16 protein-coding genes are annotated in these 16609 nt (G+C 39.2%); 12 read left to right on the forward strand and 4 right to left on the reverse strand.

Annotation, left to right across the window (positions count from 1 at the left end):
- Window positions 1-186: 186 nt before the first annotated feature.
- Window positions 187-1008, reverse strand: coding sequence for an alpha/beta fold hydrolase (locus tag B1C82_RS08330; protein ID WP_086447153.1), 822 nt, complete (start codon window positions 1006-1008; stop codon window positions 187-189).
- A gap of 64 nt (window positions 1009-1072) precedes the next feature.
- Here B1C82_RS08330 and B1C82_RS08335 point away from each other — a divergent pair, with 64 nt between their 5' ends.
- The 3 genes from B1C82_RS08335 (at window position 1073) to B1C82_RS08345 (ending at window position 3623) form a co-directional block, all read left to right on the forward strand.
- Complete coding sequence (locus tag B1C82_RS08335; RefSeq protein WP_086447154.1) at window positions 1073-2023, forward strand: helix-turn-helix transcriptional regulator; 951 nt, start codon at window positions 1073-1075, stop codon at window positions 2021-2023.
- 85 nt (window positions 2024-2108) lie between these two features.
- A complete protein-coding gene (locus B1C82_RS08340) occupies window positions 2109-2951 on the forward strand; it encodes a GGDEF domain-containing protein (protein WP_086447155.1) in 843 nt (280 codons plus the stop codon).
- A complete protein-coding gene (locus tag B1C82_RS08345; RefSeq protein ID WP_086447156.1) occupies window positions 2952-3623 on the forward strand; it encodes a class I SAM-dependent methyltransferase in 672 nt (223 codons plus the stop codon).
- 20 nt (window positions 3624-3643) lie between these two features.
- Here the strand turns inward: B1C82_RS08345 and B1C82_RS08350 are convergent, their stop codons facing one another.
- Complete coding sequence (locus B1C82_RS08350; protein WP_086447157.1) at window positions 3644-4183, reverse strand: DUF4442 domain-containing protein; 540 nt, start codon at window positions 4181-4183, stop codon at window positions 3644-3646.
- A gap of 282 nt (window positions 4184-4465) precedes the next feature.
- Between B1C82_RS08350 and B1C82_RS08355 the strand changes: the two genes are divergently transcribed.
- Entirely contained in the window at window positions 4466-6400 is a 1935-nt protein-coding gene (locus B1C82_RS08355; protein WP_086447158.1) for a ricin-type beta-trefoil lectin domain protein, read from the forward strand.
- A gap of 95 nt (window positions 6401-6495) precedes the next feature.
- On the opposite strand, the gene B1C82_RS20660 is transcribed toward B1C82_RS08355, so the two are convergent.
- Window positions 6496-6660 (reverse strand): hypothetical protein, encoded by a 165-nt coding sequence (locus B1C82_RS20660; protein ID WP_167373753.1) that lies wholly within the window; start codon window positions 6658-6660, stop codon window positions 6496-6498.
- Window positions 6661-6785: 125 nt separating this feature from the next.
- On the opposite strand from B1C82_RS20660, the gene B1C82_RS08360 reads away from it, so the two are divergent.
- The 6 genes from B1C82_RS08360 (at window position 6786) to B1C82_RS08385 (ending at window position 13135) form a co-directional block, all read left to right on the forward strand.
- The gene (locus tag B1C82_RS08360) at window positions 6786-7229 is read left to right on the forward strand and encodes a MarR family transcriptional regulator (protein ID WP_234008242.1); all 444 of its coding nucleotides are present in this window, start codon (window positions 6786-6788) and stop codon (window positions 7227-7229) included.
- 135 nt (window positions 7230-7364) lie between these two features.
- The gene (locus B1C82_RS08365; protein ID WP_086447160.1) at window positions 7365-8105 is read left to right on the forward strand and encodes an SDR family NAD(P)-dependent oxidoreductase; all 741 of its coding nucleotides are present in this window, start codon (window positions 7365-7367) and stop codon (window positions 8103-8105) included.
- Between the two features lie 7 nt (window positions 8106-8112).
- A complete protein-coding gene (locus B1C82_RS08370; protein ID WP_086447161.1) occupies window positions 8113-8832 on the forward strand; it encodes an MIP/aquaporin family protein in 720 nt (239 codons plus the stop codon).
- 8 nt (window positions 8833-8840) lie between these two features.
- Window positions 8841-9797: a glycerophosphodiester phosphodiesterase gene (locus B1C82_RS08375; RefSeq protein ID WP_086448523.1), complete on the forward strand. Its 957-nt coding sequence runs from the start codon at window positions 8841-8843 to the stop codon at window positions 9795-9797.
- A gap of 33 nt (window positions 9798-9830) precedes the next feature.
- A complete protein-coding gene (locus tag B1C82_RS08380) occupies window positions 9831-11870 on the forward strand; it encodes a PP2C family protein-serine/threonine phosphatase (RefSeq protein ID WP_086447162.1) in 2040 nt (679 codons plus the stop codon).
- Window positions 11871-11893: 23 nt separating this feature from the next.
- Window positions 11894-13135, forward strand: coding sequence for a TCR/Tet family MFS transporter (locus B1C82_RS08385; RefSeq protein ID WP_086447163.1), 1242 nt, complete (start codon window positions 11894-11896; stop codon window positions 13133-13135).
- A 1-nt stretch (window position 13136) separates the two neighbouring features.
- Here the strand turns inward: B1C82_RS08385 and B1C82_RS08390 are convergent, their stop codons facing one another.
- Window positions 13137-13784 (reverse strand): hypothetical protein, encoded by a 648-nt coding sequence (locus B1C82_RS08390; RefSeq protein ID WP_086447164.1) that lies wholly within the window; start codon window positions 13782-13784, stop codon window positions 13137-13139.
- Between the two features lie 142 nt (window positions 13785-13926).
- Between B1C82_RS08390 and B1C82_RS08395 the strand changes: the two genes are divergently transcribed.
- Together B1C82_RS08395 and B1C82_RS08400 are read left to right on the forward strand one after the other, a co-directional pair.
- Window positions 13927-14928 carry a hypothetical protein gene (locus tag B1C82_RS08395; protein WP_086447165.1) on the forward strand — a complete coding sequence of 334 codons (1002 nt, stop codon included), beginning with the start codon at window positions 13927-13929 and terminating at the stop codon, window positions 14926-14928.
- A 335-nt stretch (window positions 14929-15263) separates the two neighbouring features.
- Window positions 15264-16580, forward strand: coding sequence for an imelysin family protein (locus tag B1C82_RS08400; RefSeq protein WP_086448524.1), 1317 nt, complete (start codon window positions 15264-15266; stop codon window positions 16578-16580).
- The last annotated feature ends 29 nt before the right edge of the window (window positions 16581-16609 follow it).

A 16609-nucleotide genomic window follows, 5' to 3' on the forward strand; every position in this document is an offset into this window, starting at 1 on the left:
GAAGATGAATTTCCCGGCCTTCTACGGAAAGCGGGAGCAATACTAATAAAATTCCGAAATCAATTAAATCAGAAATTTAGAAATTCCAAGGGATTTTTGAAAAATTTTTCCAAATAAGAATCTATAACTTTCGTTCGATGAAAATCATTTGAGTTCTCCCGGATAAAGCCCCGGGAGTTTTGTATTTTAGAATTTTTGTAAGAAGGTTTCCAGGATATTACGAAATTCTTCCGGCTGGTCCAATTGCAACCAATGACCCGCATTTGCAACTACAGTATGAGGAAATCCTAAATGTAGTCTATGCAATGCAAATTGGTCGTCGTTCTCAGGCGTGACTATTGCAAGTTTTGGGCCCACATATCTTTTTAAAGAATGGTTCGGATCATAATCCAATAACTCAGAAGTGATCTTGATCACCGTATCTTTCGGAACTCTAGTTAATTCTTCCATCAGTCTTTCTTTTACTTCCGGTTTAGAATTCGCCAATAACTGCTCCCAATACGCCTCAGATGTTTGCACATACATATCTGAGAGCAATGCCCTCTTGATTTGGTCCCGAACAGACTCAGGCAATTTTTTAGGATCTCCATTTGAATCTACGAGGACGAGTCCTGCAACTCTACTTGGATTCTCTCCTGCATATTGTAATGCTACACTTCCCCCCATACTATGCCCCACTAGAACAAATCTTTGAAGTCCCAAAAGATTTACAACTGTGGCTAGATCCTGAGCCATGGAAGAGATTCTATAATCTCCATCTTTAGGAAATTCTGAATCACCGTGCCCTCTTAGCTCTATCCGAACTACTCTTCTGTTCGGAACGAGAGTCTCCTTAATCTCTTCCCAATGAGAAACATTCCCACCGAAAGAATGGATGAATACGACTGGCATCCCACCGAATCCCTCGTCTTTATAGGAAATTTTTCCAGTAGGACCATGGACGGAGGTTTTAATAATTTCACCTTTACAAAGAACAATGCCAAAAACGGAAGTTGCTAAAGTAATCATAAAAACAAGTATAGTAGAATATACATGACAAGTTCTGTCATATTTAGAAGTTTATACTAAATTTATGAGAGCTGATAGGCTTCTAAATATTCTTCTACATTTACAGGCAAAAGGAAGGACAACCGCTAAGGAACTTTCCAAAAAGTTAGAAATTTCTGAGCGAACAGTTCATAGGGATATGGAAGCTCTATCCTCTGCAGGAATTCCAATCTACGCAGAGAGAGGGATTGGCGGAGGTTGGAGCTTAAGCGAAGGTTATAGGACAAACCTTACCGGTTTTAAAAAAGAAGAAGTCATCTCACTCTTATTGGTTCATTCTTCTCGGGTCTTGGAGGATTTGGGAAAGAAGAAGGACTTCGATTCTGCTTTCGTAAAACTTATGGCCTCGCTTCCTCCTGCATATAGAAAGGATGCAGAAACTGCCAGACAAAGAATTCATATAGATGGACTTGGTTGGGGCCGAGCGATCAGAGAACTTCCACTTCTTCCGATATTGCAAGATGCAGTTTGGGAAGAGAAAAAAGTAAAAATCATCTATGAAAGAGAAGGTGGAAAGCCTGAACCAAGAACGATTGAACCCTATGGACTTGTAGCAAAGGACACTATCTGGTACGTAGTTGCCAAACGTGGAAAAGAAATGAGAGTATATCGTATCTCACGGATTAAAGAAGCTGAGATGACTACAGAAAGATTTGAAAGACCTAAAAAATTCGATCTCAGCAAATATTGGGAAGAATGGATCAAAGAATTCAAATCGCGAGTTCCTAAATATTTGATCAAAGTTAAGGTCACTGACGCCACTGCAGAACATATCAAAAGTATCCCCTATATGAAATGCCTAAGCGAAAAACCGATGGCAAAAGGTTTTACTGAAATGGTAATCGATATGGAAACCAAAGAATGGGCGTTAGGCAGTATGCTCCAATATTGTGATTCTGTTTTCGTTTTAGAACCCCTGGAGTTGCAAGAAGCAATTCGACATAAGGCCAAACAAATCCTAAAAATTTACGAATAAAAACTTCTTATAGATCGAATTTTTAAATAGTCAGAAGAAGATTGATTTTCCCGTCAGATTCGAGATAATTTTTCGAATAGAACTCATGCCGTCTTCTCCTAAAAACTATTGGATCCGAAACCTGCACTTCCTGGAAAACCAAGAAGATGCTATTCTCATTTCTGACAATAAAGGAAAACTTTTGGATTCGAATTCACAAGCAAAAGAGCTTGGACTCGTTCCCGAAAAGAATGATATAAAACATTCTACTTGGTATTCCGAACTTTCAAAAGCAGATTCAAAAGATCATTCTCATATAACACTACATCTCTCCTCAGGCAAAAAAAGATTCATTTGCAGGACGATTCCAATCTTACTAGATGAAAAAGAACCTGCAAAAGCATTCTATTTTAGAGACATTACTGAAAAAACTTTTACTGAAGCAAAGGCGAGAAGATACGAAACACTCTTCAGAAGAAGGGAAAACAAAATTAAAGAATTGGAGATCCGTGATAAACTCACAGGACTTTTCAATAGAGAATACACGATCGAATCCTTTCAGGCAGAACTTTACAGAGCGGAAAGAGGTGGAACCACGATTGGTGTGGTTTATCTGCATATAGATGGTTTAACAGAGATCAACGAATTATTCGGGAATAGCGCAGGAGACCTTCTTCTCAAAGAAATGGGAAGGATACTTTTGGAAAATTCCAGAAGGAGCGATATCTCTTCACGGATCGGAGGGGAAAAATTCCTGCTTCTTCTTCCTGGAGCTCACAAGAATATTGTTTTGGAAAGAGCGGAGAAGATCAAAAGATTATTTTCGGAATCCAGTTCCAAGGGCTCTTGGGGAGAAGTGAAAATCACTGTATCCTTAGGAGTCGCAATGTATCCCGAAGACGGTTCTACATACGATATTCTTCTGCAAAAAGTCCAAACAGGAAATTAAATGGCCCACGTAGAAAAGTTCGAAGGCGAAAGAGCACAAGTATACGAGAGAAGGATAGGTAAAATGATCCCGTTCTATTCAGGGATCATGGAATTAGTAGCAACCTATCTTTTAGAGAACACTCCTGAAAATGGAAAGATACTTTCCGTTGGTTGTGGAACCGGCGCTGACTTTTCTAAATTACTAAAAATCTCTCCGGATCGGTTTTCAATTACCGGTTTAGATCCTTCTCCTGAAATGATCGAACAGGCTCAGAAAAAATTTCCTCAATTGAAATTTATCTGCGGAACAGTCGGAGAACTTCCCAATGAGGAAGAATACGATTCTGCCACCTTACTTTTTGTTTTACATTTTCTTCCGGATACAGGAGACAAACTTTCTATCTTGAAAGAGATTTACACAAGGTTAAAAAAAGGAGGAAGTTTGATCCTTTTTGATCTATTCGATTCCGAACCTAATGGACCGGAGATCTTATTTAAAAATATAAAATCCTATTTAATTAACTTCCAAGGCTGGGAAAAAGAAGCAGTCGAAATCTATCTAAAAAGGGTATTCGAACTGCATCGTATTCCAGGAACAAGATACACTGAACTCTTGAAAGAAGCTGGATTTTCAGTAAGTTCTCAAAAATTCAGATCTCTCCACGTGGGTGGATGGATCGCTATTAAATAATAAACATATGAAATTCGTTTTTAGCTTCGTTTACTCGGTTTAAATGAAGAAGTCATGTTTTTAGCGGCCAATTTCTTTTCATAAAACTCTTTAGAAGCAGCATAGATTGTTTTTTCGAAGGTCGCATATACCGCACCTTCTTCGTCTTCGTATTTTGCAGGAAGATCGAAAACGATTTCACCTTTTTCTAATATATTTTGTTTTGTTTTTTCGATCAATTCTTCTGTAATTAAAAATCTGATTTTAACTTTGTCGAGGATCGGTCGAACAAATTTCACTTTTGCTGCTTTGTCCCAGACCACATAGTCAGGTCCTAATATCCACATCATCATTAACATATAATACGGATCCACGGAACTATAGATACTTCCTCCGTAAATTGTACCTACTCGATTCAATGTGCGAAGATTTTTCTTTAGACTTACATGAAGCTCTCTCAGATCAGAAGAGATGAATTCTATTTTTCCACCTGTGCACCATAAACAAGGCCAATGGTTCAAACGAAAACGTAACCACCAAGAAGATAGAGATTCTTTTTTATCGCTAGTAAATAATTTCATAATGGATTCTTTGCTGTCAGAGTGGAATCAGAACTCTTGCATGCAAGGCGATTTCCTCTCTACTCATTCCCTAAAACCTCCACTTATATTCCGGTTATATTAAGATAACAAATCTAGAACCTTTTTATTCTTTAGAAAACGATCGTTATGTTAACTTTTTAAAAATATTTGAAAGGACGTTGACAGGGAAAAACTTCCCAGTATTTCTTTTTCTACTCCGTCTACCGGAGATAAGCATTAAATTTTTATAATGCAGAAAAATAGATCCCGAATGGTGAAAAAATGAAAAGTTCCAAGGTGTTTTCCTCCCGAATCGTGGGTGCCGCATTTATTTGCGCTTTGTCCCTGATTGGAGCCGGATGCAAAGATTCCTCCTCAAACTACGATTCTTTGTTATTTTTAGTGCAATCCAACGGCAAATCCGGTGGTTCTCTCGGCGCAGACATAAATTATAAAGCAGAATATCTGGCTCCTTCTCCTCTGGATCAACCAAGCGGGATCCCGTTCGAAGGAGGTGGAACTAAGGGTAAAAACGGAAGAAGTCCAATTCCTGTTTATGCCCCTAAATTACAGATAGACCCGCAATCTTGGATGAGCAGCGGATTTCAATCCAGATCCAATACTCAGCTTAGAAACATTTGTATTCCGGGAACACATGACTCTGGAACTTATGGAATCCAGGGAATCGACGAAAATATTTCCCAAACTCAAGAATACACCGTGGGAGAACAATTGTCTCTTGGATATCGCTACTTCGATCTAAGGATCAAAAAGATAGACGGTCAATTTAAGATCCACCATGGATCCAGTGTCTCTGTTTCAGCTCAGGAAGTGTTCCAACATATCTCCAGCTTCGTGAACAATCGTAAAAAAGAGATCGTATTCGTTCATATCCAGAATGTGGACAGCATGAGCGATGCAGAACATTACGAGCTGAAAGACCAATTGGTTCTTCCTTATTTAGGTTCTAGAATGGCCCCTCGCAATTTAGGGAACTCTGTAAATTTCGGTCAACTTTGGGATCTGGACAAAAACGTAATCCTGATCTGGGGTGGTGGAAATTACGCAGACTTATCTCAACTTTATTGGAACCAAGGCCAGACAATGAAGAGCGACTGGCAAAACACAGGAAGCGAAGGAGATTTGATTAACGCACTTAGAGCTCGCATCAAGGACAATAGAGAAGGTAGATTTTACGTAGCTCAAATGATCCTAACTCCAAATGCTGCTCAGATTATCTTTCCGCCTTATTGGGGAAGTATCGAAGATCTTACTAATGATAAATTGGATCATGCAAGTTTTGTTTACGACTTAGATAGAGAAGCTAAAAAATCAGGACAACGTATCAATATTGCTATGGTAGACTTTGCGGGACCTCGTTTCTCTCAATATGCATTCGAAGCATGTATGGATGTGAATGATCTTGAACCAAGATACTTCACTTTAAAAAGTAAACAATCCAATCTATGTTTAGATGTAAGCAATAGCGGAACCGATAATGGTACTCGTGTCCAAGTTTGGAACTGTAATAACACTAACGCGCAAAAATGGTTCTATGAACATTCAACAAGTCATCTAAGAAGCAAACTGAATAATGATAAATGTTTGGATAATGGCGCGGAGAATTGGAACGGAGGAAAGATAGTCCTCTGGGATTGTAGAGACAATATAGATAATATGAGATTCGATTTTTACGACGATTCTATGAGAGTTAGACAAAACGAATCTATCGCTGTGGATGCAAACGGTTCTACAAGTGGTTCTTTAGTAAGTCAATGGACTTGGCATGGTGGAAACAACCAACGTTGGGAGAAAAATTATGAAACTCCTTACTTTGCTCTGGTCAACCAGGCTTCTAATCTTTGCTTAGATGTAAATAAGAGCAGCACTGATAATGGAGCAAGGATCCAGGTTTACAATTGTAACGGTACAGACGCTCAAAAATGGTATTACGATGCCGGAAACAGCTTCCTCAGAAGTAAATTGAATCCAAATAAATGTATGGATAACGGTGGCGAAGCCCGTAACGGAGGAAAGATCGCTCTCTGGGATTGTAAGGACATGAACAATATGAGATTCGATTTTGTGGGAGATAGTATCCGAAATAGAATCAACTCATTGTATGCGGTTGATGCAAATGGAACTTCCAGTGGATCTTTAGTGAGCCAATGGGAATTCAAAAATACTAGCAATCAACTCTGGAAAAAATCTTATTAATAAACTCTAATAAAGTTTATTAATATTCGAGTCTCCCGGCTTCCAAGCAGGGAATAAACAGAAGGTCCGGTTTTTACTGGACCTTCTTCTTTTGTTCAACTGCCAAAACTTGCCTTCACTACTGTATAAGCCTGAGCTAAAAAATATACGAAAACCGAGAAGGAACTAGAAGCGGAAACCATCCAAATTCCTAAACCGATTGGAGATCCCCAAGAATACCAAGGGTAATCCGGAATTTCGTTCTTGCTATTTTCTACCATGTTTGTTCTCCTTAAATCGAATTAACTCGATGATTAATTATCTTAATTATCGAGATATTTGATGGTCAAGATAATTGCAAGACAAAAAAATCCCAAAAACTAAGCCCGAATTGATGGAATCCATTATGGCCGATTCCAAGAACCTGAGCACAGTATCCATTTTGTTTCACCAAACCATCGCAGATCGACTCGGGCTACATATTACCGATCACAAATGTGTGGACTTTTTATTCACACAAGGCCCCCAAACTGCTGGAGAAATTTCTAAAAATATGGGCCTAAGCACCGGTGCTGTAACTTCTCTCATTGATCGTTTAGAGAAAAAGGGATTGGTTGAACGTAAGAATGATCCAAATGATAGAAGAAAGGTGAGAATTTTTCTGACCCAAGATATGGCAGCTATGCAGAAAATAGGAAGCTTATTCGAAGGTTTGGCAAAATCAGTTTGGGAACAACTGTCTGGTTATACCGCCGAAGAATTAAAGATCATTTTGGATTTTACCCGTAAATCGATTCGGGTTATGGAAGAAGAAAGAGAAAAACTTCTGCAGAACCGACCGAATTCATAATTCTTTTAGAAGGATTCTACCATTTGTTTACATTTTTAAGCTTGCTCAACTAGCCGATCTTGCGGAACAATTCTGCGAAAACTTTTAGAACTAAATGAATTCTGGACTTTTTCGGAATGTTTAGGGGAGGAAAGGATGAAAGCTTTAGTCACCGGAGCAAGCGAAGGTATCGGAAGAGAATTCGCCAAACAACTTGCAGCAAAAGGTTATAAGATCACTGCAGTAGCAAGAAACGAAGTAAGACTCAAACAACTGGTAGATGAACTTGGCAAAGGCCACACATTTATTGTCGCAGACTTATCAGATCCAAAATCAACAGCAAAGATCCAAAAAGAATTAGAAGAGAATCATTATGATTTATTAATAAATAATGCTGGGTTCGGAGTATATGGACCGTTTGCTAAGGCAGATCTTTCCAGACTACAGGCGATGACCCGTCTTAATATAGATTCTCTTGTTTCTTTATCTTACTCTTTCTTAAAAAAATCTCAGTCTGGGGATTCTCTAATGAATATCTCCTCTACATTGGGTCTGGTACCTATGCCTTCTTCCGGGGTTTATTCTGCGACTAAGGCGTTCGTAACTTCTTTCAGCGAGTCTTTATGGTATGAGCAGAGAAAGAGAGGAGTCTATGTTATGGGACTTTGTCCTGGTGTGACAGTTTCTAACTTTTTTGAAAGGGCTGGAGGAGATCCAAAAGATTTTCCAAAAGCTATCGCTCAATCTGCAGAAACCTTAGTTGAATACGCTTTGGCGGCTTTGAAAAAAAGAAGTTCCCCTACCGTTGTTTCAGGACTTCCGAATAAAGTTTTAGTAAAAGTTTCTAAGCTGATCGGAAGAAAAGCTACAGTTAAATTAATGGGAAAAATGAGGTAATATATAGATGACGTCCCCTTTTTTTGGAGAATTCTTAGGTACATTTGTGCTCATACTTTTAGGAGACGGAGTAGTAGCCGGAGTTTTATTAGAAAAATCTAAAGCAAAAGATTCCGGCTGGATCGTGATCACTGCTGCTTGGGCATTCGCTGTAATACTGGGGGTTTTTACGGCAAAGGCATTCGGAAGTACGGATGCTCATTTAAACCCTGCAGTCACTTTAGCATTTGCTGTCCAATCGGGAGAATATTCAAAAATTCCAATATACCTTCCTGCACAATTATTGGGAGCATTTTTAGGAGCCGTCGCGGTCTATCTACATTATCTTCCCCATTGGAAAGAAACAAAGGATTCTGGAAAAATTTTAGCAGTGTTCTCTACAGATCCTGCGATCTCTAATCCTCCTTCTAATTTTATTAGCGAATTCTTAGGTACCTTTTTATTGATCTTAGGGATCTATTCCATATTCTCCCCTCAGATCGCAGATGTAACAACTCCCATTGGAGTTGGATATGTGGGTCTTCTTGTCTGGGTGATCGGACTTTCTATGGGAGGGACCACAGGATATGCGATCAATCCTGCAAGAGATTTAGGACCAAGGTTGGCACATTATATTCTTCCGATTGCGAACAAAGGGAACTCCGGCTGGAAATATGCATGGCTTCCAATCCTTGCACCTTTAGTCGGCGGAGCATTTGCTGGAATATTTTTAAAAATTATATTATGATCGGAAGCATGAAATCATTCAGTATCAAACAAACATTCTTATTATTCTTTCTGCTATATGTATCTTGCAGCGGAGAACAAATTCGAAATACTCCTATTGAAGGAAATTTAGATCTACAAGGCCATAGAGGAGCCAGAGGTCTAAAGCCGGAAAACACTTGGCCAGCATTCGAAGAAGCGCTTTCTCAAGGAATGACAACGATTGAACTTGATACCGTCCTGACTAAAGATCAGAAAATTATAATACATCACGATTCTGAGTCGAATCCAGCACTATGTTCTAAGAAAGATGGATCAGAAATTATTTCTAAATCCATCTATGAACTGACTCTTGCAGAATTAAAAGAACTGGATTGTGGGACCAAAAAAAATCCTAAATTTCCAGAACAGGTTTCTGTTCCAGGAACAGAACTTTTGACTATCCAAGAATTTTTTGAAAAAGTTCAAACTTGGGAAAGAACAGGAAAAAGAAAAGTTGTTCCTAAGTTTAATATAGAAACAAAATTCCCAAATGACTCTGAGTCACAGGTTTCCAATGAAATTTTCGAAACTCATGTAAGTCTTTTAATCAAAGCAATCGAAACTGCTAAGGTTACAGATCGAACTACTATCCAATCTTTCTATCTTCCTGCACTCTCGCTCGTTAAGAAAAAAAACCCTAAGATCAAAACTTCTGCGTTATTCTCACTCACCTATCCCCAAGGGGCTGCAATGAAATTCGGGCTCGGTAATTTCAGAAGAGAACTTGTTTTAAATCAAACAAAAGAGTTAAAGGCGGATATTATTTCTCCTTATTTCTTGTACGTAACTGATGAATTTGTTTCCAAGGCTCATTCTTTAGGAATTAAAGTGATTCCTTGGACCGTAAATGATATAGGGGAAATGGAAAGATTAATTAAAACAGGCGTAGATGGAATTATTACAGATTATCCAGATCGATTGAATTCTGTTCTCAAAAAACATTAGACACGCTTTTACTTCTGCTTATCCTAACGGTAAGTGAAGCGGTCTCTTATACTTCTTTCTATATTCTGGTTTTGTTTCTCTTTAGAAGCATCACCGATCCAAGACGGAGTGTTGCAAATTTCCTCTCAGGATCTTGCCGAACACTCCGAGCTCATTCCATTAAATGGGAATTGGCAATTTTTATACGGAGAATTTGTTTCTCCTGAAAAAAGCAAAGCTGCTCAATGGGACATGTTATCTGTTCCTCATTCTTGGCAGGACACTAAAAAAGGAGATCAAGTACTTCCAAGAGAAGGAGCCGCAAGTTTTCGTTTATCCATCATCTTCTCCGAAGAAGATCTGAAAAAAGAAATTGGGCTCATGATGCCTGATTTTGCATCCGCCTATAAATTATATTATAACGGAAGATTAGTCTATTCTTCCGGCACTCCTAGTTTGGAACCTTCTTCTGAAATTCCTAAGATCAAATCCGTATATCTGCCTTTAAGAGTAGAAAAAACGAATACTGAAATTTTAATACAGGGATCCAACTGGATCAATAATTTCGGCGGATTTTGGCAGGTCCCAAAATTAGGAACCTTGGAAGCAATTTATAGAGAAAAGTTAATCACTCAATCCAGAGAATCTTTTCTATTTGGTGGACTTCTTCTTATCGGTCTTTATCACACAGGCCTTTTTCTGTTCAGAAGAAAGGAAAAGTCCGCATTCTATTTTGCGTTATTTACGTTTTTATTAACTTTGAGAGTTGCCTTGATCGGTAATAGGCTAGTCCTGGAAATTTTTCCAGACTTTCCTTGGGAATCTGTTTTTAGATTAGAATTTTTCTCCTTCTATACTGCAGTTCCGATCTTTTTGATGTTCCATCGTTCCTTGTTTCCTGAGGATACATTCTCTTGGGTGCCGGCGGTTGCTTGGGTGTTAGCCATCGCTTATGATATAACTCTATTATTTCCGATCGGATTTTTTACAAATATCGTAGGGCCATTTCAGATAGTAACTGGAATCGGCTTACTATATGTTCTATTCACAGTCTGTTTAGGAGTTTGGAAAAAAAGGGAAGATTCTCTCCTATTTCTCACAGGATTTTTTGCATTCGGCATTACAGTAGGAATAGATCTACTTTGGGACAAATTGAATTTGAGAGGGATAAATCTTTCTCCTTATGGACTTTTAGTATTTACTCTCTCTCAATCCTTAGTGCTTTCCAGAAGAATCGCAAGAGCATTTAGAAAATCTGAAATACTCAGCGAAAATTTAAGGATCACAAATAGCGCATTGAACATCTTAAAAGATAATTTAGAAGTTCTTGTCCTCGAAAAAACTTCCGAATTAAATCACTCTTTAGAAAGAATACGGAAAGATCTACTTGTTGCTCAAAGAATTCAGAAAAAACTTTTTCCTGAAAATGTGGAATCTTACAAAGAATTAAAATACGCAGTTAAATATCTTCCAAGAGATGAAGTCGGTGGAGACTTTTACGATATTTTCGAAATTTCCCCCGGAGTGTACCGAATCTTTCTTGCAGATGCAACTGGTCACGGAGTCCAAGCTGCGTTAGTCACTATGGCGATCAAGGCAGAATATGAAGGGATCAAATTCGGAGCAAAAGATCCAGGATTCTGTTTGGATTTATTGGATGATAAGTTCCAGAGAAAATTCTCTTCTTTAGGGACAATATTCTCTTCTATCATCGTAGATATTTACGCGAGAGAAAACAGATTAGTTTATGCATCTGCGGGCCATCCAGATCAGATCTTAGTACATTCTTCTCATCTTATGAATTTAAGAAGGACAGGTGCCATCATAGGATTAAAACACAAAAAAAGTTATGAGAACCAGGAATTGGATTTTTTAAATGGGGATAGGATGTTCCTTTTTTCAGACGGAGTATTCGAACAATTCAATTCAAAAAGAGAAGCCTGGGGAGAATCCAGGCTCAGAAAGAGGATCTCCGAACTTTCAGAAGAACCGATCGAAAATATCCCTGATATGGTAATGAAAGATTTAGATAAATGGCTGGGATATTCCCAACCGCAAGATGATATCAGTTTAATCGCTATAGAACGGGTCTAAATCAACTTTTCGTAACACTCAATATGACAGTCCCAAAAAAATCCGCGCTTCAATTTTTACTTTTTACATTACTCATCGATTTTATTGGATTCGGGATCATTATCCCGGTGGTTCCTAATCTTCTAAAAGATATGCTGCAGGGAAACTTAAGCACTGCAGCAGTTTACGGAGGACTCCTGTCCTTTACATATGCGATTACTCAATTTTTCTGCGCTCCTATCATCGGCGGCTTAAGTGATCGATTCGGAAGAAGACCGGTATTGCTCGCTTCCTTATTTGGATTAGGAATTGATTACGCGTTCTTAGCTTTAGCACCGAATGTATTTTGGTTATTTGTAGGAAGGATTATCGCAGGGATCACAGGAGCGAGCTATGGGGTCGCAGGTGCAATCATCGCAGATATAAGTCCTCCTGAAAAAAGATCTCAAAACTTAGGTTTAGTAGGAATGGCTTTTGGTATGGGATTCATCATAGGCCCAATCATCGGAGGTTTATTTTCAGAATTCGGTCCGAGAGCTCCATTCTGGGTGGCCTCTTCTCTTTCCCTTTTGAATTGGGTATATGGATATTTTGTATTACCCGAAACTCTTATAGAAGAGAACAGAAGAAAATTCAATTGGGTTATGGCAAATCCATTCGGATCAGTTGTAGCCTTTTTCCGCTACCCCGGACCTTTGAGCGGTTTAGTACTTTCATTATTTCTAATATTCGTAGCGAACCATTGTATGGAAACTAGTTGGTCTTACTTCACGATGAACAAATTCCAATGGACCGCTACTAAGATCGGCTTCTCTCTTGCTGTAGTGGGTGCATCTCTTGCAGTTGTTCAAGGAGGATTACTTAGGATTATTATTCCTAAGTTAGGACAAAAAAATTCTGCTTATTTGGGGATATTTGCAAGAGTGGTTATGAGTGCGTTATTCGCTTTCGCTTGGGAGGAATGGATGCTTTATGCACTGCTTGTGCCCTTCTCGTTTTGTTTTATTGCAACTCCCGCAATCCAAGGTTATATTTCCAATCACGTTTCTCCCACGCAACAAGGAGAGTTCCAAGGAATTATGGGAAGTATGATGAGCCTAAGTTCTATTTTAGGCCCATTACTTATGAGTTTTGTTTTTTCTTATTTTACGAGAGAAGGTATACAACCGTACTTCCCTGGAGCACCATTTATAGTGAGTTCCTTTCTTGCGATCCTAAGTTTAGGGATCGCAATTATTTCTTTTAGAAAGGAAAAACTAAGAGTGGGAGAAAAGACCGGAGAATGATCTATTCTTCGTCTTCTTCTAGACTAAGATAAAACAAAGCCCATAAAGTATCAAATAAGATCTGCATAAGAAGTGCGAACCTTTCTTCTCTATCTTCTACCGATTTGAAATCTTCGATCAAGAAGGTAACAAAAGGTTCTAAGATCCTTCTCTCCTCCAAATCCGGAATAGAATTCAAACTTTTGATAGAAAAATTCGCCTCAACAGGAACATTATGAAAATTTAATCTACTGTTCAGGACCAGAACTGCTATTTCCAGAAGTTCTGCATCTGACATTGTTTTAACACCGGCATCGTTCAATCCGGATAATAGGCCTGAAATCGCCTCGTCAGTGATTTCTTCACTTCGATCCTCGTCTTCTTCGCTATAAGCTTCTGAAATTGCAATCAGCACTGCAGTTGCTTGGTCCCAAAAAGAAGACAACGCCTCGTCCAAACGTGCCTCATCCTCTTCTGTTAACTCCCTTTTGAAACCTGAGTCAAGATCATCATAGAAAGGTTCCGGATCGTCGGTCTCGCATGCTGCAGAAATAAATGTGCGAAGAGCGATCCAAAACGGGGACTTATCGTGACCAATGCGAAGAATTTCCTCAGCATACTTGGCAACTGTGTCTCTCCAAGTGGAAGGTGAATAGGATGGAATTTCCATATTCAAATCTTTCTTACTCTCTCCAAACTCGTCGACACTATAAATCTTTTCGGGTTATTTTTTAAGAAGAAATTTAAGCAGGATCTTAGCTCGATTGCAGATTATAGTTGCTCCTTGTTGAGAAAGATCAAATATTTCCTCCATGAATATTGACGAAGATTATGATTTTCCCAGATTCCGTTCCGACTCGAATGCAGGTCATTATGAAAGTTGGTTCGTAAGAGGAAATCATCCCTCTCGTCCACTCGCAATCTGGATTCGTTATACTATTTTTTCGCCGAAAAATTCACCCCAAGATTCTATAGGAGAATTATGGGCAATCTATTTCGACGGAGAAAATGGCAAACATTATGTTTCCAAATCTGAATATCCTATCTCAGAATGTGAATTTTCTGGAGATCCATTTAAAGTTCGAATCGGCTCTTCTATCCAAGATCATAAAGGACTTAAGGGAAATTCAGGAAATAAGCAAGGTTCTACAAATATTGAATGGGACCTAAACTTTTCCGGAGGAGACAACCCTCTTTTTTTATTCCCTAAAAATCTATATTCGGGCGGTTTTCCGAAGGCAAAAGTCCTCGTCGGAAAGCCTTCTCTACTACTTAATGGATTTGTAAAATTAGAAAATGATAAAATAGATCTGAAGGATTGGAGAGGAAGCCAGAATCATAACTGGGGTTCAAAACATACAGATCAATATGCATGGGGTCAAGTTGCAGGTTTTGACGGGGAAGAAGGTTCCTTCCTTGAATTGGCAACTGCAAAGATCAAAATTGGTCCCTTCTGGACTCCAGCAATCACTCCAATTGTTTTACGTTTGCACGGACAAGAATATAATCTGAACAAATTGTTTTCCTCATTCGGAAGAGCAAGCTATCAGTATTTCGATTGGAAATTTCATGCTACTTCTCCTGAGATTAGAATAGAAGGAAGAATTCACGCAGATAAAAAAGACTTCGCCTGCCTACGTTATGCAAATCCTCCGGGCGGTTGGAAATTTTGCCTGAATAGCAAGATAGCTCGAGCAGAGGTTCTGGTCCAAAGAAAAGGAGAAACTTCCCCACTTCGTTTGAGATCTGCCAGAAGTGCAGCATTCGAAATACTTACTGAAGATACTTCTCATGGCTTATTGACGGAAATTTAACAATCTTTTATTCCAGACCTTTTTCGGATTGACCAGGTTCCCATTGTAGAAAATTTTGAGAGTCAGCCTCAGTTTCTTTTAATCCAAAGGGATTACCTCTTTCAGATATATTGAAGCGAAACGGGATTTTAGATAAAAATTTCCCGAGGTGGCCTGAGATGGATTGCAGTGTGAGGAAAAATCCTTATTGACTTCTCTTGAGACTTATTCTCACTTGCAAAATCAAGCCGGTCCCTGTCCCAGGAGCCGGAGGGAGTCATCCCCACAGTTCATCTCTGGCCCCGGCCGGATTTTATCCGGACCGGGGATTTTTCCCAAATTTTAAGGAGATTTCCATGCGGAACATCCAAACAAAAATTTTTTCAATTCTATTCAGCGTTACTCTATTTGGTTCCCTGATTTCTTGTGAGGGCCCGAGCAGTGATAATAGTGCCGCAGCAGCGCTTTTAGGTTTGGATATTCCTGCTAGCGCAAGTAAGCCTCAATTTTTAAACCGATATGCGGAACTTGCTTTCGAGTCCTATACCCAAGCAGAATTGGACGCGTCAAACTTAGCAGCCGCAGTTGCTACTTTTGATTCTACTGCAACACCTAGCGCTTCCGATCTGACCAACCTTCGAAATCTTTGGGTCAAAGCTCGAGCGAGTTATTTGATCACTGAAGGATTCCGTTTCAGCGGCGGTCCAATCGATACTGATACTGTGCTTGATTGTGAACCTACTGGAACCGCATCACAACCTCACGATTGTGAAGGTCTTCTAAATGCATGGCCATTAGATGAGGACGCAGTAGATGCTTACATCAATAACGGTGGGAATAGTGTTACCACTTTCTCTTCGATCTATGGCGAAATCGGAGATACTAACTTAGGTGGAGAAGCAGAACCTCAAGAAGATAAGATCGTATTAACTGGATATCATCCTATTGAATACTTACTATGGGGAAAAGATACAAGCAATACGGGCGCAGGAGATAGACTTTCCAGCTATTTTGCTGATGCAACTGGAAACGGTGCAAGACGCAGACATTATTTAAAAACTATTACTGACAGATTAGTTGTTCACCTTGGTTTGATAAAAGACCATTGGGATCCTGCTAATACTGGAAACTTTAGAGAAACTTTCTTAGATTCCGCAAATGTAAATACATCCGTTGGAAATATTTTCCAAGGATTAGGTTCCTTCATGGCGGGAGAATGGGGTGGAGAACGTCTTACCGGAGTGATCGGCGAAACCCAAGAAGAAGAACATTCTTGTTTCAGTGATACAACTAAAGCAGACTTCTACTATGATGCACAAGGCGTATTGAATATCTGGACTGGAAATTATAGCATCCAAAAAGGTGTGAATGTTAGCACAGGGCCTGGGCTCTCTGCTATATTAAGCTTTAAGCAACAAGGTTCCATCCAAGCTGAGATCGAAAAATCTAGAAATCTTTTCTGCATCAATCTTGCTGACACAGAGTCCCAAGATCCTAACTTTAGGACCAGTTGCCCTGCAGGAAGTTTAACTCATAGGTTCGACCAAGCAATTTCTTCTGCAGATAGCCAACATGGAATTTTAGTGAATGTGCAAAGATTGATCGGGTCAACATTGAATAGGGATTTCGTAGCAGCTGCTGCGGCTATCGGGTTCTCGGTAGTTCCGGAATGAAAGGTCTTTAAAATGAATTAGCAGGTTCG

The organism is Leptospira venezuelensis (assembly GCF_002150035.1).
Taxonomy (GTDB): domain Bacteria; phylum Spirochaetota; class Leptospiria; order Leptospirales; family Leptospiraceae; genus Leptospira_B; species Leptospira_B venezuelensis.

What these genes read in the sequence shown, in the direction of transcription:
- B1C82_RS08360 (WP_234008242.1), top strand. Translation starts at nt 6,786, where the DNA reads ATGGCCGATTCCAAGAACCTGAGCACAGTATCCATTTTGTTTCACCAA.
- B1C82_RS08375 (WP_086448523.1), top strand. Translation starts at nt 8,841, where the DNA reads ATGAAATCATTCAGTATCAAACAAACATTCTTATTATTCTTTCTGCTA.
- B1C82_RS08350 (WP_086447157.1), bottom strand. Translation starts at nt 4,183, where the DNA reads ATGAAATTATTTACTAGCGATAAAAAAGAATCTCTATCTTCTTGGTGG.
- B1C82_RS08340 (WP_086447155.1), top strand. Translation starts at nt 2,109, where the DNA reads ATGCCGTCTTCTCCTAAAAACTATTGGATCCGAAACCTGCACTTCCTG.
- B1C82_RS08370 (WP_086447161.1), top strand. Translation starts at nt 8,113, where the DNA reads ATGACGTCCCCTTTTTTTGGAGAATTCTTAGGTACATTTGTGCTCATA.
- B1C82_RS08385 (WP_086447163.1), top strand. Translation starts at nt 11,894, where the DNA reads ATGACAGTCCCAAAAAAATCCGCGCTTCAATTTTTACTTTTTACATTA.
- B1C82_RS08330 (WP_086447153.1), bottom strand. Translation starts at nt 1,008, where the DNA reads ATGATTACTTTAGCAACTTCCGTTTTTGGCATTGTTCTTTGTAAAGGT.
- B1C82_RS08345 (WP_086447156.1), top strand. Translation starts at nt 2,952, where the DNA reads ATGGCCCACGTAGAAAAGTTCGAAGGCGAAAGAGCACAAGTATACGAG.
- B1C82_RS08400 (WP_086448524.1), top strand. Translation starts at nt 15,264, where the DNA reads ATGCGGAACATCCAAACAAAAATTTTTTCAATTCTATTCAGCGTTACT.
- B1C82_RS08335 (WP_086447154.1), top strand. Translation starts at nt 1,073, where the DNA reads ATGAGAGCTGATAGGCTTCTAAATATTCTTCTACATTTACAGGCAAAA.
- B1C82_RS20660 (WP_167373753.1), bottom strand. Translation starts at nt 6,660, where the DNA reads ATGGTAGAAAATAGCAAGAACGAAATTCCGGATTACCCTTGGTATTCT.
- B1C82_RS08395 (WP_086447165.1), top strand. Translation starts at nt 13,927, where the DNA reads ATGAATATTGACGAAGATTATGATTTTCCCAGATTCCGTTCCGACTCG.
- B1C82_RS08365 (WP_086447160.1), top strand. Translation starts at nt 7,365, where the DNA reads ATGAAAGCTTTAGTCACCGGAGCAAGCGAAGGTATCGGAAGAGAATTC.
- B1C82_RS08355 (WP_086447158.1), top strand. Translation starts at nt 4,466, where the DNA reads ATGAAAAGTTCCAAGGTGTTTTCCTCCCGAATCGTGGGTGCCGCATTT.
- B1C82_RS08390 (WP_086447164.1), bottom strand. Translation starts at nt 13,784, where the DNA reads ATGGAAATTCCATCCTATTCACCTTCCACTTGGAGAGACACAGTTGCC.